This window comes from Sphingobium olei (assembly GCF_042678845.1).
In the GTDB taxonomy this organism is placed as follows: domain Bacteria; phylum Pseudomonadota; class Alphaproteobacteria; order Sphingomonadales; family Sphingomonadaceae; genus Sphingobium; species Sphingobium olei.
Map to the genome: position 1 here is coordinate 553,432 of NZ_JBHTLS010000135.1, position 19,669 is coordinate 573,100.

22 protein-coding genes are annotated in these 19,669 nt (G+C 64.5%); 8 read left to right on the top strand and 14 right to left on the bottom strand.

Going from position 1 to position 19,669, the window contains the following annotated elements:
• Positions 1-29 precede the first annotated feature (29 nt).
• Positions 30-1,208, bottom strand: coding sequence for a glycosyltransferase family 4 protein (locus ACFQ24_RS22500; RefSeq protein WP_380915367.1), 1,179 nt, complete (start codon positions 1,206-1,208; stop codon positions 30-32).
• Between the two features lie 125 nt (positions 1,209-1,333).
• Here ACFQ24_RS22500 and ACFQ24_RS22505 point away from each other — a divergent pair, with 125 nt between their 5' ends.
• Positions 1,334-1,552 carry a hypervirulence associated TUDOR domain-containing protein gene (locus ACFQ24_RS22505; protein WP_380915369.1) on the top strand — a complete coding sequence of 73 codons (219 nt, stop codon included), beginning with the start codon at positions 1,334-1,336 and terminating at the stop codon, positions 1,550-1,552.
• A 70-nt stretch (positions 1,553-1,622) separates the two neighbouring features.
• Positions 1,623-2,276 carry an MOSC domain-containing protein gene (locus ACFQ24_RS22510; protein WP_380915371.1) on the top strand — a complete coding sequence of 218 codons (654 nt, stop codon included), beginning with the start codon at positions 1,623-1,625 and terminating at the stop codon, positions 2,274-2,276.
• Positions 2,277-2,430: 154 nt separating this feature from the next.
• On the opposite strand, the gene ACFQ24_RS22515 is transcribed toward ACFQ24_RS22510, so the two are convergent.
• Positions 2,431-2,832: a cupin domain-containing protein gene (locus tag ACFQ24_RS22515; RefSeq protein WP_380915373.1), complete on the bottom strand. Its 402-nt coding sequence runs from the start codon at positions 2,830-2,832 to the stop codon at positions 2,431-2,433.
• A 77-nt stretch (positions 2,833-2,909) separates the two neighbouring features.
• Between ACFQ24_RS22515 and rnr the strand changes: the two genes are divergently transcribed.
• Positions 2,910-5,219: a ribonuclease R gene (gene rnr, locus ACFQ24_RS22520; RefSeq protein ID WP_380915375.1), complete on the top strand. Its 2,310-nt coding sequence runs from the start codon at positions 2,910-2,912 to the stop codon at positions 5,217-5,219.
• Between the two features lie 14 nt (positions 5,220-5,233).
• Here rnr and ACFQ24_RS22525 read toward each other — a convergent pair whose 3' ends face one another.
• Positions 5,234-5,689, bottom strand: a complete 456-nt coding sequence (locus tag ACFQ24_RS22525; protein WP_066765893.1) for a universal stress protein — start codon at positions 5,687-5,689, stop codon at positions 5,234-5,236.
• A gap of 172 nt (positions 5,690-5,861) precedes the next feature.
• On the opposite strand from ACFQ24_RS22525, the gene ACFQ24_RS22530 reads away from it, so the two are divergent.
• The 4 genes from ACFQ24_RS22530 to ACFQ24_RS22545 are packed head-to-tail and all read left to right on the top strand — an operon-like array spanning position 5,862 to position 9,633.
• Complete coding sequence (locus ACFQ24_RS22530) at positions 5,862-7,166, top strand: pyruvate dehydrogenase complex dihydrolipoamide acetyltransferase (RefSeq protein WP_380915377.1); 1,305 nt, start codon at positions 5,862-5,864, stop codon at positions 7,164-7,166.
• Entirely contained in the window at positions 7,166-7,573 is a 408-nt protein-coding gene (locus ACFQ24_RS22535; protein WP_380915379.1) for an acyl-CoA thioesterase, read from the top strand. The genes ACFQ24_RS22530 and ACFQ24_RS22535 overlap by 1 nt, the downstream gene beginning before the upstream one ends.
• 34 nt (positions 7,574-7,607) lie before the next feature.
• Positions 7,608-9,005, top strand: a complete 1,398-nt coding sequence (lpdA, locus tag ACFQ24_RS22540) for a dihydrolipoyl dehydrogenase (protein ID WP_380915381.1) — start codon at positions 7,608-7,610, stop codon at positions 9,003-9,005.
• Positions 8,983-9,633, top strand: coding sequence for a phosphatase PAP2 family protein (locus ACFQ24_RS22545; protein ID WP_380915383.1), 651 nt, complete (start codon positions 8,983-8,985; stop codon positions 9,631-9,633). Before lpdA ends, ACFQ24_RS22545 begins: the two co-directional genes overlap by 23 nt.
• On the opposite strand, the gene ACFQ24_RS22550 is transcribed toward ACFQ24_RS22545, so the two are convergent.
• The 11 genes from ACFQ24_RS22550 to ACFQ24_RS22600 all read right to left on the bottom strand — a co-directional run bounded on the left by ACFQ24_RS22550 (position 9,598) and on the right by ACFQ24_RS22600 (position 18,830).
• A complete protein-coding gene (locus tag ACFQ24_RS22550; RefSeq protein ID WP_380915385.1) occupies positions 9,598-11,040 on the bottom strand; it encodes a DUF2142 domain-containing protein in 1,443 nt (480 codons plus the stop codon). The two genes, ACFQ24_RS22545 and ACFQ24_RS22550, sit on opposite strands and share 36 nt — an antisense overlap.
• A 148-nt stretch (positions 11,041-11,188) precedes the next feature.
• Complete coding sequence (locus ACFQ24_RS22555) at positions 11,189-12,118, bottom strand: hemolysin family protein (protein ID WP_380915387.1); 930 nt, start codon at positions 12,116-12,118, stop codon at positions 11,189-11,191.
• A gap of 2 nt (positions 12,119-12,120) precedes the next feature.
• Positions 12,121-12,639 carry an rRNA maturation RNase YbeY gene (gene ybeY / locus ACFQ24_RS22560; protein ID WP_380915389.1) on the bottom strand — a complete coding sequence of 173 codons (519 nt, stop codon included), beginning with the start codon at positions 12,637-12,639 and terminating at the stop codon, positions 12,121-12,123.
• 85 nt (positions 12,640-12,724) lie between these two features.
• Positions 12,725-13,729, bottom strand: coding sequence for a PhoH family protein (locus tag ACFQ24_RS22565; RefSeq protein WP_380915391.1), 1,005 nt, complete (start codon positions 13,727-13,729; stop codon positions 12,725-12,727).
• A gap of 98 nt (positions 13,730-13,827) precedes the next feature.
• Positions 13,828-15,177: a tRNA (N6-isopentenyl adenosine(37)-C2)-methylthiotransferase MiaB gene (gene miaB, locus ACFQ24_RS22570; RefSeq protein ID WP_380915393.1), complete on the bottom strand. Its 1,350-nt coding sequence runs from the start codon at positions 15,175-15,177 to the stop codon at positions 13,828-13,830.
• Positions 15,178-15,226: 49 nt separating this feature from the next.
• Complete coding sequence (locus ACFQ24_RS22575; RefSeq protein ID WP_380915395.1) at positions 15,227-15,961, bottom strand: lysophospholipid acyltransferase family protein; 735 nt, start codon at positions 15,959-15,961, stop codon at positions 15,227-15,229.
• A gap of 7 nt (positions 15,962-15,968) precedes the next feature.
• Positions 15,969-16,391 (bottom strand): Fur family transcriptional regulator, encoded by a 423-nt coding sequence (locus ACFQ24_RS22580; RefSeq protein WP_066765870.1) that lies wholly within the window; start codon positions 16,389-16,391, stop codon positions 15,969-15,971.
• A gap of 121 nt (positions 16,392-16,512) precedes the next feature.
• Positions 16,513-16,938, bottom strand: a complete 426-nt coding sequence (locus ACFQ24_RS22585; protein ID WP_066765869.1) for a MucR family transcriptional regulator — start codon at positions 16,936-16,938, stop codon at positions 16,513-16,515.
• Between the two features lie 111 nt (positions 16,939-17,049).
• The gene (locus ACFQ24_RS22590) at positions 17,050-17,529 is read right to left on the bottom strand and encodes a GNAT family N-acetyltransferase (protein WP_380915398.1); all 480 of its coding nucleotides are present in this window, start codon (positions 17,527-17,529) and stop codon (positions 17,050-17,052) included.
• On the bottom strand, positions 17,526-18,155 hold the full coding sequence (tsaB, locus tag ACFQ24_RS22595) for a tRNA (adenosine(37)-N6)-threonylcarbamoyltransferase complex dimerization subunit type 1 TsaB (RefSeq protein ID WP_380915400.1): 630 nt from the start codon (positions 18,153-18,155) through the stop codon (positions 17,526-17,528). Before tsaB ends, ACFQ24_RS22590 begins: the two co-directional genes overlap by 4 nt.
• A 99-nt stretch (positions 18,156-18,254) precedes the next feature.
• On the bottom strand, positions 18,255-18,830 hold the full coding sequence (locus ACFQ24_RS22600) for a NifU family protein (protein ID WP_380915402.1): 576 nt from the start codon (positions 18,828-18,830) through the stop codon (positions 18,255-18,257).
• Between the two features lie 94 nt (positions 18,831-18,924).
• Here ACFQ24_RS22600 and ACFQ24_RS22605 point away from each other — a divergent pair, with 94 nt between their 5' ends.
• Positions 18,925-19,395: a pyridoxamine 5'-phosphate oxidase family protein gene (locus ACFQ24_RS22605; protein ID WP_380915404.1), complete on the top strand. Its 471-nt coding sequence runs from the start codon at positions 18,925-18,927 to the stop codon at positions 19,393-19,395.
• Positions 19,396-19,669: the final 274 nt, after the last annotated feature.

Below are 19,669 nucleotides of genomic sequence, written 5' to 3' on the forward strand. Positions count from 1 at the left end.
TCCGACTGATATATAGGCGTTCGCGCCGATTATGGAACCGGACTGGATCGGGGGGAGAGGCCATGCGAACGCTGGCGGATGATGCGTAGATAGGTGTCGACCAGCGCCTGGTTCACCTGGTCCCACCCATTGCGCTCCGCGCGCAGCCTGGCTGCCTGTCCGGCCCGCAACCGGACATCCTCCTCCACGCAATAGGTTTGCAGCGCGTCCGCGAAATCCTCGATCGCGCCGGGGCGGATCAACCGGCCGGTGACGCCCTCGGTGACAAGGCTCTCGCTGCCCGTCGCGCGCGCCGCGACCGTGGGCAGTGCGCAGGCCATCGCCTCCAGCGTGACATTGCCGAACGTCTCGGTGACGGAGGGGTTGAACAGCATGTCCATGCTCGCCACCGCCCGGCCCAGGTCAGCGCCCATCTGGAAACCGGTGAAGATGGCGCCGGGCAGGCGGTTCTGGAACCATTCGCGCGCAGGGCCTTCACCCACCACTAGCACCCTGTGCCGTACTTGCCGCGCGGTCAGCCGGTCGACCGTGTCGGAAAAGACGTCCAGCCCCTTTTCCATCACCAGCCGACCGATGAAGCCGATGACCGGTGCATCATCCTCGATTCCCATCGACCGCCGCCAGGACAGGTCGCGCCGTTCGGGATTGAAGATGTCGCGGTCGATGCCCCGGGTCCAGATGCCGACATCATAGCTCATCCGCTGATCGCGCAGCAGCTGCGCCATCGATTCCGACGGCGCGACGATCGCGTCGCAGCGGCGATAGAAGCGGCGCAGCATGGACAGGACCAGCGGCTCAAGGAACGCAAGGCCATAATAGCGCGGATAGGTCTCGAACCGCGTATGCACGGACGCCACGACAGGGACGTTCCTGCGTCGCGCCCAGCTGATAGCCCGGTGGCAGAGTGGATCGGGGCTGGCGACATGGACCAGGTTCGGCGCGAACGCCTTGAGATCGCGGCGTAATCCTGCCGACAACCTGTAGGGAACGCGATATTCCTTGCGGCCCGGCACGGCGAAGGACGGCGCGCTCACCAGCTCGCCGGTCGGCTCGAAGGCGGGATCGGAGACGGTTGGCGAATAGACCCGGACGGTGGCGCCCTGGCGCAGCATATAGCCCACGAAGCGGTTGAGCGCCTGGTTCGCGCCGTCGCGCACATAATTATAGTTGCCGCTGAACAGGGCGACACGAAGGCCGGTAACATTCATCGCCGCGCCTTTAGACGATCAATCCGCAAAACCCAAGGGAACCCTGAAGGCCGATGGGGATTATAGCTTGGTTGTAGAGGAAGCCGGCCGGCGCGGCTCGCGCCCGAACAGGAGAGAATGCTGAAATGACCGAGACTTTCCATAAGGGAATGCGGGTCAGGTGGAACTGGGGGCAGGGCGTCGGCCGGGGACGGATTGCGGAACGGTTCGAAGGACAGGTTGAACGGGTGATCGAAGGCAGGCCAGTCCGCCGCAACGGATCGCGACGGGATCCCGCTTTTCTCATCATCGTGGATCGCGGCGGCGAAGTCCTCAAGCTCGGGTCTGAACTGAGCGCAAGCTGAGCCGCCCTCCAGGGCCGGTTCGCGCAAAACGGCCATCGCCTTGTGCCTGCCATGATGGCATGGCGGAAGCATGAGCACGCCCTTCATGACCGTCGATGCGCTGCTGGTCGGCACGCCCATGCCTTTCCGCGACGACGATCACAGCGCCATCGCGAAGCGACCCGTCGATGGTCCCGTCCGCATCACATGGGACGGCCTGGCCGGGGACGCGGTGGCGGACCGCATCCATCATGGCGGCTGGGACAAGGCGATCCATCTTTACCCGCAGGATCATTATGGCTGGTGGCGGGATCGCAAGCCTGATCATCCGCTGTTCGACGCGCCCGGCGCCTTCGGCGAAAATATCGCCAGCCGCGGCATGACGGAGGAGAATATCTGCCTTGGCGACCGCTTTTCGCTGGGCAGCGCGATCGTGGAAGTCAGCCACGGGCGGCAGCCCTGCTGGAAGCTCGATCATCGTTTCGGCGCGCGGGACGTGATGGCGACCATCATCAAGACCGGACGGGCCGGCCTCTATTTCCGCGTCATCCGCGAAGGCGAGGCGGAGGCCGGGACGGTCATGGCGCTGCTCGACCGCCCCCATCCCGACTGGAGCGCCGCCCGCGTGTTCCACCTGCTGATCGGCGGCGGCCACCGCATCGATCCCGCTGCCGTCCGTGCGCTTGCCGCCCTGCCAGTGCTGGCGGAGGCGTGGCGCGGCCGGGCTGAGAAGCTGGCGGGGTGATCGCCGCCATGTCCTATTTCCCCTCTCCAGCCTAGAACGGGCGATACAGGATAAGGATCGAGGAGGATCGAAAGTTTCCTACTCTTGTAATGAAACGCTGAATCCTGCGGGAAATATGCGAAGTTAAGCGCGGGATTTCCAACATTGGTCCGGCTCAGCCAGCAGGCTCCTCCACCCGGTCGCCATGGCTTTTGGGGCTGGATGTCACGAGAATATCGACCGGCGCCGCGCTGCGGTTCTGCGCCTGATGGGGCGTACCCGGCGCGATCTCGATCCCCTGTCGGGCTGTCAGGCGATGCGTCACTCCAGCCGCCTCCATCGTCAGTTCGCCGGACAGCACGAAGAAGAACTGCCGCGCTTTCAAGTGACGATGCCGCACCTCGCTGCTGCCCGGCTGCAATCGCTCCTGGATGACGGACAGGTCGTTCCCCTTCACCAGATGCCAGCCATCGTTGACCCCGCCCCAGACATAATGTTCCGCGCTGTCCTTCTGCACGACGGTGGAAGCAGGTGCGGGCGTCGCGGCAGCGATCAGCAGGAGGAGGGCAGGGGTCATAACCTGCGTCAACGATGCTGCCGGCCGCGCCCGCCATGCCACTGGTAAGCGGGTGGCCGCATCCCTATAGCCGGTTCATGGCATCGACCCAGAAGCACAAGAAACCCGCCGCCAGCAGCAAGGTGCGCCCCGCCGGATTCCCCACCCGCGATCAGGTAATGGCCTTCATCGCGGAGTCGGACCAGCCCGCCGGCAAGCGCGAGATCGCCAAGGCCTTCGGCCTCAAGGGGCAGGAAAAGATTGCGCTCAAGGCGCTGCTGAAGGACATGGCGGACGAAGGGCTGATCGACGTCGGCCCCGCGCGCGCCTTCCACAAGATGGGCGGCGTGCCCAAGGTCACGGTGCTGCGCATCATCGATGTCGACGACACCACGCTCATCGCCACGCCCGAACGGTGGGAGGCGGAAGGCCAGCCCGCTCCCAGGTTGCGCGTTATGGAGCGGGGCAAAAGGGGGGCGCTGACGATTGGCGACCGCATCCTGGCGCGGACGGAGGAGGCCGGGCGCGGCTGGGTCGCGCACGTCATGAAGAAGCTCGCCAAGGCCAGCGAGGAATTGCTGGGCGTGGTCGAGGAGATGGCGGACGGCAAGCTATGGCTGCGCCCCGTGGACAAGCGCATCCGCAAGGACACGCCGATCAGCGATGCGGGCGACGCCAAACCCGGCGACCTGGTGCTCGCCGAACCCCATGGCCGCCCGCCGCGCATCTCGGCGCGCGTCACCGATGTCCTTGGCGATCCCTTCGCGCCGCGCAGCTTCAGCCTCATCGCCATACATAAACATGGCATTCCCCATGTCTTCCCCGACCGGGTGGAGGAGGAAGCGGTCAAGGCGTCCGCCCTGCCGCTGCATGAGGACAAGCGGGAGGATCTGCGCCACCTGCCCATCGTCGCCATCGATCCGGTCGATGCGCGCGACCATGACGATGCGGTTTGGGCAACGCCTGACGACGATCCCGCCAACCCCGGCGGCTTCAAGGCGATCGTCGCCATTGCCGACGTCAGCTATTATGTCCGGCCGGGCAGCGCGCTGGACAAGGAAGCGCGCAAGCGCGGCAACAGCGTCTATTTCCCCGATCAGGTCGTGCCGATGCTGCCGCACGAACTTTCGTCCGATATGTGTTCGCTACGTGCAGGACAGGACCGGGCGGCGATGGCCTGCCACCTGACCGTCAACGCCAATGGAAAGGTTACGGCCTGGCGCTTCACCCGCGCGGCGATCCGGGTGGCGGCGGTTCTCGCCTATGAGGATGCACAGGCCGCGATCGATGGGACCAAGGATAACGATCTGCTCGAACCCGCGCTTCGGCCGCTTTGGGCCTGCTGGGCGCTGCTGCGCAAGGCGCGGGACGCGCGCGATCCGCTGGCACTGGACCTGCCCGAACGGCGCGTGGTGCTGGACGATATGGGCCGGATCGTCAGCGTCGCCGTGCGCGAACGGCTCGACGCCCACATGCTGATCGAGGATTATATGATCGCCGCCAATGTCGCGGCGGCAAAGGCGCTGGAGCAGAAGAAGGCGCCGGTCATGTACCGCGTCCATGAACCGCCCAGCCGTGACAAGCTGGTGGCGCTCAAGGATTATCTCGCGACCTTCGACATCAGCTTCGCGCTGGGGCAGGTGGTGCGGCCCTCCACTTTCAACCAGCTGATCGCGAAGATCGGCGAGGCGGAGGAAAGGCCCCAGATCATGGAGCAGATCCTGCGCAGCCAGACGCAGGCCTATTACAGCCCGCAGAATATGGGGCATTTCGGGCTGGCGCTGGGCAGCTACGCCCATTTCACCTCGCCCATCCGCCGCTATGCCGACCTGCTGGTCCATCGCGCGCTGGTCGGCGCATGGGGCCTGGAACTCCCTGCGCCCAAGGGGAAAGACATTCCCGAACGCTCGTCCCTCAGCCAGGAGGATTATGAGAATATGGGCCCGGTCGGAGAGATGATCTCCGGCCATGAGCGCCGCGCGATGGAGGCGGAGCGCGAGACGATCGACCGCTATGTCGCCGCCTATCTCGCCGCCCATGTGGGAGAGGTGATGCCGGCGCGGATCACCGGCGTCCAGAATTTCGGCTTCTTCGCGACGGTGGAGGGGCTGGGCGGTGACGGGCTGGTGCCGGTGTCCACACTCGGGGCCGAACATTTCTTCTACGATGAAGCGGGCAGGGCCTTGCAGGGCGTGGAGAGCGGTGACCGCTACACCGTAGGCCAACGGCTGGACCTGCGCCTTGCGGAGGCCGACCCGATCAACGGCTCCTTACGCTTCGAGCTTCCCGACAATCCCGCCCCGCGTGGTGGGATGCAGAAGCGGGACCGGACGCGTCCGGGCGTCAAGCGCGGCCGCCCAGCGAACATCCGGCATATCGGGGCCAAGCGGGGCAGGCACCGTAAATAGACCCTTGAGATAGACTAGCTCAACCGATCGATCGCATCGGCATCCAGCCCGCCAGGGATGACCATGATCGGGCAGGGCAGCTTGCCTGCGTCCGCCCCGGCGAAGTGGGACACCAGCTTGCCCGGATTGCCGCTGGCCGCTGCGCCCAACACCAGCGCCGCGACGTCGTCCATTTCCTCCAGCGTCCGCCGCACCACCGTTACCGCATCGCCCTGTCGCACCGTGATGCTGGGGCGGATGCCCGATTCGTCTGACAGCGTGCCGGCGGCGCTGGTCACCAGCGCCTCGGCGCGCTGCAACGCTTCATCCTCCATCGTCGCCTGGACCCCGCCCCATTGCACGAATTCCGCGGGCGGGATCAGCGCCAATATGCGGACCGCGCCGCCGGTCTTGGCCGCACGCCGCGCGGCAAAACGCAGCGCGGTTTCGGCCTCGGGCGATTCGTCCACGACCACCAGATATGTCCGCACGATCCCGCTCCTTGCTGCTCTGTCTATCCATCGACGTTCCGAAAAACCTGCCGACGAACCATAGAGGTGAAATGTGGGCCATAAACCGGCAGTTCGCAAGGCGTTGCTTGACCAATCAGGCAAATGGGTGAAAACCGGCCGCCAGCCAGATAATTCGAGAAGAGGCCCTGCCATGAGCAAGACGATCCAGATGCCCGCCCTTTCCCCGACGATGGAGGAAGGTACGCTCGCCAAATGGCTGGTGAAGGAAGGCGACAGCGTGTCGTCGGGCGATCTGCTCGCGGAGATAGAGACCGACAAGGCAACGATGGAATTCGAGGCCGTGGACGAGGGCGTCATCGCCAAGATCCTGGTTGCCGAAGGCTCGGAAGGCGTGAAGGTCGGCACCGTCATTGCCATCATCGCCGAGGAAGGCGAGGATGTGGCGACCGCCGCCGCTGGCGAAGCACAGGCCGAAGCGCCCAAGGCCGATCCCGTCCCCGCCAAGCCAGAAGCGGCCGCCCCCGCCGCTAGACCCGATCCCGTTCCCGGAAAGCCTGCTGCCGCGCCGGCTGCCGCGGACGACCGCATCAAGGCCAGCCCGCTCGCCCGCCGCCTGGCCGAGGTGAAGGGCATCGATCTCGCCAGCGTCAAGGGCAGCGGCACCAATGGCCGCATCGTCAAGGCCGACATCGACGCGGCGCAGCCCGGCGCTGCCCCGGCGACGGCATCTGCGCCGTCTGCCGCTGCTCCTGCGGCCGCCCCGGCAGCGCCTGCGCCTGTCGCCCACGCCGCGCAGGACTTCGGCATCCCGCATGAGGTCATCAAGCTCAGCGGCATGCGCAAGACGATCGCGCGCCGCCTGACCGAATCCAAGCAGCAGGTGCCGCACATCTACCTGACGGTGGACATCCAGCTCGACAAGCTGCTGAAGCTGCGCGGCGAGCTCAATGCCGGCCTCGCGAACCGCAACGTCAAGCTGTCGGTCAACGATCTGCTGATCAAGGCGCTGGGCGTCGCCCTGATTCAGGTGCCCGAATGCAATGTGCAGTTCGCCGGCGACCAGATGCTTCAGTTCCAGCGCGCGGACATTTCCGTCGCGGTGTCGATCCCGGGCGGCCTCATCACGCCGATCGTGACCGACGCGGCGGGTCGCGGCGTCGCCTCCATCTCCAGCGCGATGAAGGATCTCGCCGCCCGTGCCAAGGACGGCAAGCTCAAGCCGGAGGAATATCAGGGCGGCACCGCTTCCCTCTCCAACATGGGCATGTTCGGCATCAAGCAGTTCGAAGCGGTCATCAACCCGCCACAGGCGATGATCATGGCGATCGGCGCGGGCGAGAAGCGGCCCTATATCGTCGATGATGCGGTGCAGATCGCCACGGTCATGTCGGCTACCGGCAGCTTCGACCATCGCGCCATTGACGGCGCCGACGGCGCGCGCCTGATGCAGGCCTTCAAGGAGCTGGTCGAAAACCCGATCGGTCTGCTCGCCTGATGGCCCACCCCGACGAGAGCCCGCCAGACGCGAGCCCGGCCGTCCGGGTCATCGCCATGCCCGCCGATACCAACCCCTATGGGGATATATTCGGCGGCTGGCTGATGAGCCTGATGGACTCCGCCGCCGGATCGGTCGCCGCGCGGCACAGCCATGGCCGCGCCGTCACCATCGCGGTGGAGGGCATGACCTTCCTCCGCCCCGTGGTGGTCGGTGACGAGGTATCGGTCTTTGCGACACTCAAGTCGGTCGGTCGCACGTCGATGAAGATCGATGTCGAAGCCTGGCGCCGCACCCGTCATGACGACCGCAGCTATCGCGTGACCCGCGCGACTTTTACGTTCGTCGCGATTGGCGAAGACCGCCAGCCCCGGTCCGTACCGCCGCTTCCGGCAGAATCAGAATAAGACAGAAACAGAATAAGCAAGAGAGACAGACATCATGGCTGAGAATTACGATCTCATCGTTCTGGGTTCCGGCCCCGGCGGCTATGTCGCGGCGATCCGCGCCGCGCAGCTTGGCCTCAAGACCGCCATCGTCGAGCGCGAAAATCTGGGCGGCATCTGCCTCAACTGGGGCTGCATCCCGACCAAGGCACTGCTGCGCTCAGCCGAAATCTACCATTATATGCAGCATGCCGGCGATTATGGCCTGGCCGCCGAGAAGATCAACGCAGACATCGCCGCCGTGGTCAAGCGCTCGCGCGGTGTTGCCAAGCAGCTCAATCAGGGCGTTACGCACCTGATGAAGAAGAACAAGATCGCCGTCCATATGGGCGAGGGCAGGCTGACGGGGAGGGGCAAGCTCAGCGTCACCAAGGACGGCAAGACCGAGGAACTGACGGCAAAGAACATCATTCTCGCCACCGGCGCGCGGGCCCGCGACCTTCCCGGTACGCCGGCTGACGGCAAGCGCGTGTGGACCTACCGCCACGCCATGACGCCGCCCGAAATGCCGACCAAGCTGCTCGTCATCGGATCGGGCGCGATCGGCATCGAGTTCGCGAGCTTCTACAACGACATGGGCGCGGAGGTGACGGTCGTCGAGATGATGGACCGCATCGTCCCTGTTGAGGATGCGGATGTGTCCGCCTTCCTGGAAAAGGCGCTGAAGAAACAGGGCATGACCATCCTGACCGGCGCAGGCGTCAGCGACATCAAGGTCACGGACAAGGGTGTTAGCGCGAAGCTCAAGGACAAGGCCGGCAAGGAAACGGCCGCCGAGTTCAGCCATATGATCGTCGCCATCGGCATCGTCCCCAACACCGCGGACATCGGCCTCAAGGAATTGGGCGTAGCGGTCGATGACCGTGGCTTCCTCAAGACCGACGAGATGTGCCGCACCAATGTCGAGGGTCTCTGGGCGATCGGCGACATCACCGCCCCGCCATGGTTGGCGCACAAGGCCAGCCATGAAGGCGTGATCGCGGCCGAAGCGATCGCCGGCAAGCATCCCCATGCTATGGACCCGCGCAACATTCCGGGCTGCACCTACTGCCATCCGCAGATCGCAAGCGTTGGCCTCACCGAAGCCAAGGCGAAGGAAGCGGGCTATGAGGTGAAGGTCGGCATGTTCCCCTTCATCGGCAATGGCAAGGCGATCGCGCTGGGCGAAGCGGAAGGCTTCACCAAAACGATATTCGACGCCAAGACCGGCGAGCTGCTGGGCGCGCACATGATCGGCGCGGAAGTGACCGAGATGATCCAGGGCTACACCATCGGCAAGACCCTGGAGACGACGGAAGCGGAACTGATGCACACGGTCTTCCCGCATCCGACCATCTCGGAATCGATGCACGAAAGCGTGCTCGCCGCTTATGGGCGCGCGCTCCATATCTAGGCCGAGCGCTTCGATCGCGAAGGGCGCGGGCGCTTTGGCGCTCGCGCTTCTTTGCGTCCTGCTGATCGCACTCCTGCAACGCGCGGGATGGCTCGACGGGATCAATGTCGGGTTGATGGAGGCGGCAGGAAGGGCGCGTGACACGGGCTCGGGGGGGCATGTGACCACTCTCATGCGCCTCGCCTCCGCCATCGGAGGCACAGCCGGGCGGCTCGCGCTGGTTGCCGTCGTCCTCGTGCCGCTCCTCTGGTTCGGGTTTCGCCGATCCGCGATCTGGCTGGTGCTGACGATTGCGGGCGGCACGTTGCTCAACCTTGCGCTCAAGCAGATATTCGCCGCGCCCAGGCCAGACCTGCTGCCGCATCTCGACATCGTCCACACCTACAGCTTCCCCAGCGGCCATGCGGCGGGGAATATGATGTTCTTCGGTGCGCTGGCGCTGCTAGCAGGAAGCACGCGCGCATATGTCGCCGCCGCCGTCATGATCCTGCTGATCGGGGCCAGCCGAATATGGTTGGGCGTCCATTGGCCGAGCGACGTGACCGCCGGCTGGATCGAGGGGCTGGGTTGGCTCGCCTTCTGCCGCCTCTGGCTACCAGCGCGGGGAGGGGAGAAAGAGCGCGCGTAGCAGGCTTTGATGCGGCGGCATTCCGTCGCTGGTGACGAAGCCATGCACCCAGAAGCTGTCGTACGCGGTCACTGCGGCGATCAGCAGCAGCGGGATCGCGGACGCGGCAAGCAGCCCCCGCGCACCCCGCACCGACTCCGCCGGGGACAGGGCGATCAGCACCAGCGGCAGGATCGGCAGGAAGTAGCGGCCTTGTGTCCCCTGAATATAGTCGGCAGCGAGCGGGCTGCCGGTCAGATACATGGCGGTTTCGATGAGGAGCGCTATGCCCGCCGCGACCGCCAGCCACCACAGCCTCTGCCGCCACCCGAACCGTGCGGTCGATCCGTTCGCCACGGCCGCTGCCAGCATCAGCATCGCGAGCGGATAGGCTAGCAGGGGCAGGAGGATGGCGTTCCAGCCAAATCGCCCGACGATCTGCAACGCATAGACAGGCGCGCGTTCCGTGACGCTCGACGCCAGGATACGGACATAGGCCGCGGGGTCGGCAAGGATCACCGCCAGTTGCTCCCGCAATGGTGCCGTCATCATCGTCTCGCCCGTCTTGCGCGACTGGATGTGATAGAGCGCCTGACTGCCGCCCGACAGATGCATCCACGCGACGAAGGCAGCCGCGCCAAGCGCGATAACCGCCAGGATCAGCGCCGGCCTCCAGTCGCGTCGATGCGAGGGCCAGCGCAGGCCCGCCGCCATCAGCGGCAGATAGACACCCTTGCACAGCGCCAGCAGCGGAGCTGCGACGAGCAGCGCGAGGCTGCGTCCGGGCGCAGCGGCCATGAACCCGCTTCGCAACGCAACGGCAAGGCCCAGAAAGCCCAGCCCGTTAATGAGGGCATCGGGCGACAGCGATCCGGTCTGGTAGGCGAAGGTCGGCAGAAGCGCTGCGCCGAGCATGGCGTTGCGCCCGAAGGGCAGCAGCGCCAGCGCCGCGACAAGCAGGGCTAGTCCTGCCAGGGCATTGACCAGCCGCCCGACATAGAAGGCTTCGATCCACGGCAACCCGGCGGCTTTCCCCATCGCAAGGCCCGCGGCACCCGAGCCGTAGAGGGAAGGGGAATAGCTGGCGACGTTGGGAAAATCGGCAAAGGCCAAGCCCGGCCGACCGCTGTCCGCAGCCGCGCTGGCCACCAATTGCTCAGCCGTGAAATGGCGAAGGTTCGGCGGAACATCGGTCGGAAAATCGACCTCATGGATATCGAGCGCCGCGCGCGGGAGGTCCGCGCCGATCGCCGTGCCTCTCTGCTCCGTCAGCAGGCGACCCTCGATTAGGGCCAGCGCTTTCATATAATGCTGGTTCTCGTCGGGGGCCTGAAACGGTGGCGTTACCAGCGCGAAGAACAAGGTCGCGGCGCAGATCGCCGCAAGCAACAGCCTTTCCACCGGGCTCCATGGCGCGGCGAGCAGCATGTCCGCCTCGTGACCATCTCGCCGCCTGATCTGCTCCTGTCTCATAAGCCGCGACTACGCGTCTCGACTTAATATTTCGCGACCACCACAGAATGTTTCCAGCAATTGCGGAGCAAGTCCCAGTTCGCGGCTGATTAAAGCCGTGTCTTCATTCTTCTTCCACCGGCTGTCCCACCGGCGGATGCAGCCGCAGCCGCGTCACGCGGCGGCCATCGCTCGCGACGATCTCCAGCTTCCAGCCGCTTTCCTCGTGCAGCAATATCTCGCCGGGGCCGGGGACGCGGCCGGCAAGGATGAACGCGAGGCCGCCAAGCGTGTCGACATCCTCTTCGACATCCCCCAGCTTCTCGTCGATCTCCTTCGCGACATCGTCCAGTTCGGCGCGCGCATCCGCTTCCCACAGGCCATCGTCCAGCGGGACCAGCATCGCTTCTGGCGCATCGTCATGCTCGTCCTCGACCTCGCCGACGATCTCCTCGACCAGATCCTCGAAGGTGAGCAGCCCTTCGGTGCCCGAATATTCGTCCAGAACGATGGCGAGATGCGTCCGCTTGGCCCGCATCTCGGCCAGCAAGTCCAACGCGCCCATGCTTTCAGGCACATAGAGCGGCTGGCGAATGAGCGGTTCGAGCGTTTCGGGCACCGGTGCCTTGCCGGCGAGGATCGCGAAGGCGTCGCGGATATGGATCATGCCCACGATGGTGTCGAGATTGTCGCGATAGACCGGAATACGGCTGTGCCCGGCTTCAGCAAATAAGGCGGCAAGCTCTGCGAAGCTCGCCTTTTCCTCGATCGCGATGATGTCCGCCCGCGGGACCGCCACGTCATCGACGGTATGTTCGGAAAAATGGAGCAGGTTGCGGACCATCTGCCGCTCTATCGCAGACAGATCGCCCTTGGATGGCGTGCTGCCCGCTTCGCCCTGTTCCTCTTCGTCATATTCGTCCAGCGCTTCTTCCAGCTCCTTGCGGAGGCTGGATTCCTCGCCTTCACCGAAAAGGAGCGACTTGATGCCGCTCCATATGCCGCCTTCGCCGCTACTGTCCGCTTCTTTCGAAGTGGTGCCGTCGTCAGCCATCGCTAATCTTTATCCCCTGTTGCGCGATCCCCATAGGGATCGGAAAGTCCGAGCGAGGCGAGCGCGGCAATCTCCAGCGCCTCCATCGCTTCGGCCTCATTGTCGTCCATATGGTCGTAGCCGAGCAAATGAAAAGTGCCGTGCACGATAAGATGCGCGGCATGGTCAGCGACGGAAATGCCCTTTTCGGCCGCTTCCGCCGCGCACACGCCTTCGGCCAGCACGATGTCGCCCAGCAGCACTTCGCCATCGTCCGTATTGCCCGTCGCCTGGAGCAGGTCGTCCTGCACCATCGGGAAGGACAGGACGTTGGTCGGCTTGTCCTTGTCGCGATAGGCGCGGTTGAGGCCGTGCACCTCCTCGTCGGAGGTAAGCTTCACCGCGACTTCGTACAGGGCGGCATCGGTCGCAAAGGCGGCGTAGGGGCTGTGCGCGATCGCCGCCGCGACCGCGCGCTGCGCCAGCATATCCCAGTCCGCGCCTGGCCAACCGGTTTCGTGGAGGAGAGCGACCTCGATCATATAATCCCCCCGTTCACTTCGAGCGCAGTCGAGGAGCCGGCGCATCGGTTCTCGACTACGCTCGAACCGAACGGATGTCGGAGCTTCACGCGTCCGGCCCCTCATAAGCCTGCACGATACGGCCAACCACCGGGTGGCGGACCACGTCTCCGATGCCGAAGGGCACCATGGCTATGCCATCCACGCCGTCCAGCCGGGCGACGGCGTCGGCAAGCCCGGAGATGCCGGGCTGCGGCAGGTCAACCTGCTTGGGATCGCCGCAGATGACCATGCGGCTACCCTCGCCGAAGCGCGTGAGGAACATCTTCATTTGCGCGATGGTGGTGTTCTGCGCCTCGTCCAGCACGATGAAGGCGTTGGCCAGCGTGCGCCCGCGCATGAAGGCGAGCGGCGCGATCTCGATTTCGCCGGACGCGATGCGGCGTTCCACCTGTTCGGCGGGCAGCGTGTCATAGAGCGCGTCGTAGATCGGGCGGAGATAGGGATCGACCTTCTCCTTCATGTCGCCCGGCAGGAAGCCCAGCCGCTCGCCTGCTTCCACCGCCGGGCGAGACAGGATCAGTCGATCGACGCTGCCGGTGATGAGCTGGCTGACCGCCTGCGCCACGGCGAGGTAGGTCTTGCCGGTGCCCGCCGGACCCAGCGCGAAGATGATGTCGTTGCGGGTCAGCGCCTCCATATAGGTGACCTGCGTCGCGGAGCGCGGGACGATGGTCTTCTTGCGCGTGCGGATCATCACCTTGGGCGGTTCGGCGACGTCGCCGCGGATGATGCCGTCCAGCGTCGGTTCCGAAGACATGGCGATCACCGCCTCCACCGCGCCGGCATCGATTTCCTGTCCGGCGACGATGCGGTTGTAGAGGCCGGTCATCACGTCGCGCGCGCGGGCAGCGGCCTGTGCCTCGCCCTCGATCTGCAGCTTGTTGCCGCGCGCCGCGATATAGACGCCCAGCCGGTTCTCGATCGCGACCAGATTCTGGTCATATTGGCCGAACAGCGTGGTCAACAGATGCGGCCGCTCGAAGGTGACTTCCAGACGGGCGCGTTCGGCCGTGTCGGCGACGCGGTGATGATTGGGCTTTTTGGACATTCAGCAGCCTCCCTCGCTCGTCATCCTCAATGCTCTGCCACATCGCGGCGCCCGAGGAACTGGTTTTCCCGCCGACGCGGAAAGGACGAGGCTTTGGTTCAAGCGGCTTTCCTCCTGGTAGTTTGCCCGGCCAGGCTGTTCGGGCCGGCGCTGATGATATCGACTTCAACCATGTCGCCGATCGAAAGGTCCGGCGCATCGATGACAACGGACTGTAGCCAGGGCGATTTGCCGATCAACTGACCGGCATGACGGCCCTTGCGTTCCAGCAATATGTCCGTGCGCCGCCCCACGGTCGCGGCGTTGAACGCCGACTGCTGGCGATTGAGCAGCACCTGCAGCTGGGCGAGACGATCGTCCATCACCTGCGGATCGATCTGGCCATCCATGTCCGCGGCCGGCGTGCCGGGACGCGGGCTATATTTGAAGCTGTAGCATTGCGCGTAGCCGACCTGCTCCACGATCTTCAGCGTGTCCTGAAATTCCGCTTCGCTCTCGCCGGGGAAGCCGACGATGAAATCGCCCGAAATCGCGATGTCCGGCCGCGCCTCCCGCACGCGATCGATGATGCGGAGGTAGCTTTCCGCGCTGTGGCTGCGGTTCATGGCCTTCAGGATGCGGTCGTTGCCCGACTGCACCGGCAGATGCAGGAAGGGCATCAGCTTGTCTATTTCGCCATGCGCGGCGATCAGGCCGTCGCTCATGTCGTTGGGGTGGCTGGTGGTATAGCGAATCCGCTTGAGATCGGGGATCTTCGCCAGTTCGCGGACCAGGCCGTCCATGCCCTGCGCCTGGCCCCGGTCATCCTCGCCGGTCCACGCGTTCACGTTCTGGCCGAGCAGGGTGATTTCGCGCGCTCCGCCGTCCACCAGAGCCTTCGCTTCATCGACGATCGCGGACCAAAGCCGGCTGATCTCCGCCCCGCGCGTGTAGGGCACCACGCAATAGGTGCAGAATTTGTCGCACCCTTCCATGATGGTCAGAAAGGCGGTGGGCCGCGCCTGCCGCGTGCGCGCGGGGAGCGCGCCAAACTTGGACGCCAGCGGCATGTCGGTGTCTACTGCGGCTTCGCCCCGTCCGGCCTTGTCGATCAGGTCGGGCAGCCGATGATAGGCTTGCGGCCCGACGACGATATCGACATTGCGGGCGCGGCGCTGGATCTCGCTGCCCTCCGCCTGGGCGACACAGCCGGCGACCGCGATCATCGGGCGGCTGCCATCCTCCCGCACCATGCGGCCGATGTCCGAATAGACCTTGTCCACGGCCTTTTCCCGGATGTGGCAGGTGTTCAGGATGACCAGGTCGGCGTTAGCGCCATCGGCTGCCGCGCGCATGCCCTTCGTCCCCAGCATCTCCGCCATACGCTCGCCGTCATAGACGTTCATCTGGCAGCCGAAGGATTTGACGTGGAATGTCGCGGGAGTCTTGGGGGCGTCGGTTCGATTCATGTGGTCCAGCTATACAGGGGGTAGCGGCTGAGCGGAAGGGCGCTGGTGGTCACCTGATCGCATGCGCTGCCATGCTGGTGGCGATCGCCGCATGGACTCGTGCGGCGATGGCTTTTCGATCCGCGCAATCGGCTGGATCGAACGGCTCAAGGAAGCGGAGGGTGACGGTGAGTGTCCCGCGCCGCTCCAGCATGCGCTTCGCATTGGCCCCGGCTCCCTCCGCACCATGCCAAGCGATTTCCGAAGCGGCGGCACCATAATCAACATGGACCGGCTGGATCATGACCGGCCGCGGCGGCGGTAGCAGGACCGCCAGCAGGGCCGGCTTGAACGGGAGCAGGGCCGTGCCGTCTCCTGTCGTGCCTTCGGGAAAGAGGGCGACAGGCTGATGCCCGAGCATGGCGGCGCGCAGGGATTCCAGTTGTGCCGACAGCGCGCCGCGCCGTTCGCGCGCAACGAACAGCGTGTTGTTCTGCGCTGCCAGCCAACCGATCACCGGCCAGCGTGCCACGCCGTCATGCGATACGAAGGCCGTGCCGGTCGCGCCACCCAGCGCCAATATGTCGATCCAGCTGACATGATTGGCGAGCAGGAACATGTCGCCTTCTCGGGGTTTCCCCTCGACCCGCACCTGTGCGCCGACAGACCGGGCGGCCATCGCCAGGAAGCGGCGGGGCCAGGGCGAAGGGCGGCGGATGACGCGCCAGGCAAGATGCGGGAAGAGGCAGAGGAGCAGGCTTCCCGCCAGCGCGCCTATGCGCAGCAGTCGACGCAGGCGCGCCAAGGATTCGTCAGTTCTTCCGGTCGAGCGCGACGCCGTACAGTTCCATCCTGTGATCGACCAACCGGAAGCCCAGCTTCTCCGCGATCTGCTTCTGCAGCTGTTCCAGTTCAGGATCGACGAATTCGATGACGTTGCCGGTTTCCACGTCGATCAGATGATCGTGATGCGATTCCGGGGCGGCTTCGTACCGGGCGCGTCCGTCGCCGAAATCATGCCGTTCCAATATGCCCGCTTCCTCGAACAGCCGAACCGTCCGATACACCGTCGCGATCGATATGCCCGGATCGATCGCGGCTGCCCGCCGGTGCAGCTCCTCCACGTCGGGATGATCGGTGGCGTCGCTCAGCACTTGGGCGATCACGCGGCGCTGCTCCGTGATACGCAGCCCCTTTTCGTGGCACAGGGCTTCGACGTCGATTTTGCGGTTCATGCAGGCTCGCTTGTTGGATCAGGTGCGGCAGGGAAATGCAAAGGTAGCGACTTTTGCAAAAACAGGGAAGGGCGCATCGCCGATGCGCCCTTCTCCTTCATGCAGCCGAATGTGCGGCGGCTTACTTCGCCGCGCGGGTGCGCCGACGCTTGGTGCCCAGGCCGATCTTCTTGGCCAGGCTGCGGCGCTGTTCTGCATAGTTGGGCGCCACCATCGGATAGTCGGCGGGCAGGCCCCACTTGGCACGATAGTCTTCGGGCGTCATCTGATAATGGGTCATCAGGTGGCGCTTCAGCATCTTCAGCTTCTTCCCGTCTTCCAGGCAGATGATGTAGTCGGGCTTGACCGAAGAGCGGACGGACACGGCGGGCTCGGGCTTCACTTCCGGGGCAGGCGCAGGCTGGCTGAGATTGGCAAGCGCGGCATGCACATTCTGGATCAGCGTCGAAACGTCCGAGACGGCGACGCTATTGTTCGAGACATGCGCTGCGACGATGTCCGACGTCAAAGTAATGAGCAGCTCATTTTGGGCCGTTTCAGTTTCCATTTTTGTTTCCTGCAAAGGCTGTATCTAGTGCGACCCGCCCGAGGACAATGAAATCTGGAGCGGTTCTGGACCGCTAGCTCGCTCAGCCCATTTGCGCAAGCGTTTATGCCATTAAATCAGCATATCGAGCCGGAAACTTAGCGCATCATGAAGTTGACCATCATTACCGCGATAGTAACCCGGACGACGATGTACATATTCGAAGCCATTTTTCTCGTATAATCTTATAGCGTTATTTGTTGCTCGTACCTCCAGGTTCATGGAAGTTATTCCCCGGCGGCGGGCGGTCAGCAGGGAATCGCGCAACAGGGTTTCGCCGATCCCCTTGCCGCGCCAGGACGGGTCGACGGCCAGAAGCAGCAGTTCACATTCGTCCAGCACCGAGCGGACGAGCGCAAAGCCCAGCGGTGCTGCGTCCAGGCGGGCTACGGTCAGCCATGTGCCGGGCATCAGCATCACCCCGGACAGTTGGGATAGGGTCCAGGCTTCCCCATAGGCCGGGTCGAACGCGCGGATCATGACCTCCATCGCATCGGCCAAAGCGTTGCGTTCGCCCTGATCATAGGTGTCCAGCGACAGGCCCGGCATCATGATGCGGCGCGCTCCGCCATCGTCATTGCATCAGCGCCCCGGCCGTAGATCGGGCTGGGCGGCAGAAGGGGCTGGTCGGTGATCAACGGATAGGCTGCCGCGTCAGGATAGAGGCTGACTGCGATACCCGCGCCCCTCGCCGTGACCAGCGCTTCGGCCCCTGTGCCGTAATAGACAGGTGCGTCCAGTTGCTCCGCCAGCTGGGCGATTGGAGTCGATGTGACCGGGTTTTCCGCGACGCGGCCTGTCGGGTCGAACGATTGCCAGAACAATTCGCCATGTCCGCCGGTTATAGTTACGGCAATATGTTCTCCCGCCGCATTCTGGCAAGCGGCCAGGGCTGCGATGAGGGCAGGGGTGCTGTACCCATGAACGGGCACCCCCCATGCAAGCGCCAGCGCGCGCGCCGCTGCGATGCCGATGCGAACTCCCGTAAAACTACCGGGACCGACATCCACGGCGATCCCGTCGGCCCGTCCGCCATTGGGCAGGGCGGCGATCGCCGGCAGCAACGCTTCGGCGTGGCCGCGGCCCACTATTTCGTGAAAGCGTCCGATCGGGACGTCATTTTCCAGCAGTGCAACGGACAAGGCCTGAGTGGCAGTGTCGATCACCAGAAGGCGCAAGCAAATTCCCCGTCAACCGCCCGCCACCTGCGGACTGTCCTGCCGGTTAATCGATCCGCTGCGATTTGCCAAATGCTCCAGCGTCGATCCGAACCTGTGTCAGACGGCGCGCACCTCGGTCACTTCCGGGACATAATGTTTGAGCAACTGTTCGATCCCGTTCTTCAGCGTGGCGGAAGAGGATGGGCAGCCTGAACAAGCGCCCTGCATTTTCAGATAAACAGTGCCCTTGTCGAAGCCGCGATAGATTATGTCGCCACCGTCGTTGGCGACCGCGGGGCGAACGCGCGTGTCGATAAGATCGCGGATCTGCTCGACAATCTCGGCATCTTCGGGATTGTCCGCAAAACTGGCGTCATCCTCCGGCACCATGATCCCCGCCGCCGATCCAGGCGCGAAAAGCGGCATATTGGCGGAAAAATGATCGAGCAGCGTGGCCAGCACATCGGGCTTCACATCCGACCATTCCGCGCCGGGCGCAATGGTCACCGACACGAAATCGCTGCCGAAGAACACGCCGGTGACATCGCCAAGGCTGAACAGGGCGTCAGCAAGCGGCGAAGCCTCCGCATCTTCCGGAGAGGCGAAGTCGCGCGTTCCCGCGCCCATGACCTCACGGCCGGGCAGGAATTTGATGGTCGCCGGGTTGGGCGTCAGTTCGGTCTCGATCAGCATGGCGTCCATGTGGCGATAGACGCGCGCAAGATCAAGCGGCGGAACTTCGCGGGTGTCCGATGATTTGGATGAACAAAGCGCAAGGAGACAGGTTATGACTGACACGAGCGACATCCGCGACCGGTTCTGGAAAGAATTGTCGAGCAGCCCCTTCGTCATGGTCGGGCTGGAAAGCAGCACCGAACACAGCCTGCCGATGACGGCACAGCTCGATCCTGCCGCCAATCATTGCTTCTGGTTCTACACCTCGAAGGACAATCGCCTTGCCCCCGGCGGCCCGGCGATGGCGCAATTTTCGGCGAAGGATCACAGCCTGTTCGCGTGTATCGAAGGGACGTTGTCGCCCGAGACCGATCCGGCGGTCATCGATCGCTACTGGTCGAAGCAGGTGGAAGCCTGGTATCCCCAGGGCCGCAACGACCCCAGCCTGCTGATGCTGCGCTATGATCTTGGCACGGCGGAAATCTGGTTGGCCGACCTGTCGCTGAAGGGCGTCTTCAAGATGATGTTCGGGGGCGATGTCCGGTCCGAAATGAAGGGCAAGCATGCCGAGGTCGCGCTCTGACGCGGACCTAGGCTACCGTTTCATAAATCGGCAGCGGTCCGGCATTGTCCGGGCCGCTTGCTTTTTGCTTGCTTGTGCGCCATACGCACCGCAGCGCAGCAGATGGCCGTGTTCCGGCCCCCAGCGATTGGCAGCGTGATCGTCCTCTCCCCCCGAAGGGCAGAAGGACCGGCCAATGACAGTCTGCGCTAAGCTTTGAGGCTTCCCTTTTCACGCGGGTCGTTTCGTAACCCGCCTTGCGCCCTTGCTGCGTCCGCAGCGAAGTCGGCGCCCG

Coding starts and splice junctions, on each gene's coding strand:
- ACFQ24_RS22500 (WP_380915367.1), bottom strand. CDS start 1,208: ATGAATGTTACCGGCCTTCGTGTCGCCCTGTTCAGCGGCAACTATAAT.
- ACFQ24_RS22505 (WP_380915369.1), top strand. CDS start 1,334: ATGACCGAGACTTTCCATAAGGGAATGCGGGTCAGGTGGAACTGGGGG.
- ACFQ24_RS22510 (WP_380915371.1), top strand. CDS start 1,623: ATGAGCACGCCCTTCATGACCGTCGATGCGCTGCTGGTCGGCACGCCC.
- ACFQ24_RS22515 (WP_380915373.1), bottom strand. CDS start 2,832: ATGACCCCTGCCCTCCTCCTGCTGATCGCTGCCGCGACGCCCGCACCT.
- rnr (WP_380915375.1), top strand. CDS start 2,910: ATGGCATCGACCCAGAAGCACAAGAAACCCGCCGCCAGCAGCAAGGTG.
- ACFQ24_RS22530 (WP_380915377.1), top strand. CDS start 5,862: ATGAGCAAGACGATCCAGATGCCCGCCCTTTCCCCGACGATGGAGGAA.
- ACFQ24_RS22535 (WP_380915379.1), top strand. CDS start 7,166: ATGGCCCACCCCGACGAGAGCCCGCCAGACGCGAGCCCGGCCGTCCGG.
- lpdA (WP_380915381.1), top strand. CDS start 7,608: ATGGCTGAGAATTACGATCTCATCGTTCTGGGTTCCGGCCCCGGCGGC.
- ACFQ24_RS22545 (WP_380915383.1), top strand. CDS start 8,983: ATGGGCGCGCGCTCCATATCTAGGCCGAGCGCTTCGATCGCGAAGGGC.
- ACFQ24_RS22550 (WP_380915385.1), bottom strand. CDS start 11,040: ATGCTGCTCGCCGCGCCATGGAGCCCGGTGGAAAGGCTGTTGCTTGCG.
- ACFQ24_RS22555 (WP_380915387.1), bottom strand. CDS start 12,118: ATGGCTGACGACGGCACCACTTCGAAAGAAGCGGACAGTAGCGGCGAA.
- ybeY (WP_380915389.1), bottom strand. CDS start 12,639: ATGATCGAGGTCGCTCTCCTCCACGAAACCGGTTGGCCAGGCGCGGAC.
- ACFQ24_RS22565 (WP_380915391.1), bottom strand. CDS start 13,729: ATGTCCAAAAAGCCCAATCATCACCGCGTCGCCGACACGGCCGAACGC.
- miaB (WP_380915393.1), bottom strand. CDS start 15,177: ATGAATCGAACCGACGCCCCCAAGACTCCCGCGACATTCCACGTCAAA.
- ACFQ24_RS22580 (WP_066765870.1), bottom strand. CDS start 16,391: ATGAACCGCAAAATCGACGTCGAAGCCCTGTGCCACGAAAAGGGGCTG.
- ACFQ24_RS22585 (WP_066765869.1), bottom strand. CDS start 16,938: ATGGAAACTGAAACGGCCCAAAATGAGCTGCTCATTACTTTGACGTCG.
- ACFQ24_RS22590 (WP_380915398.1), bottom strand. CDS start 17,529: ATGATGCCGGGCCTGTCGCTGGACACCTATGATCAGGGCGAACGCAAC.
- ACFQ24_RS22600 (WP_380915402.1), bottom strand. CDS start 18,830: ATGCTGATCGAGACCGAACTGACGCCCAACCCGGCGACCATCAAATTC.
- ACFQ24_RS22605 (WP_380915404.1), top strand. CDS start 18,925: ATGACTGACACGAGCGACATCCGCGACCGGTTCTGGAAAGAATTGTCG.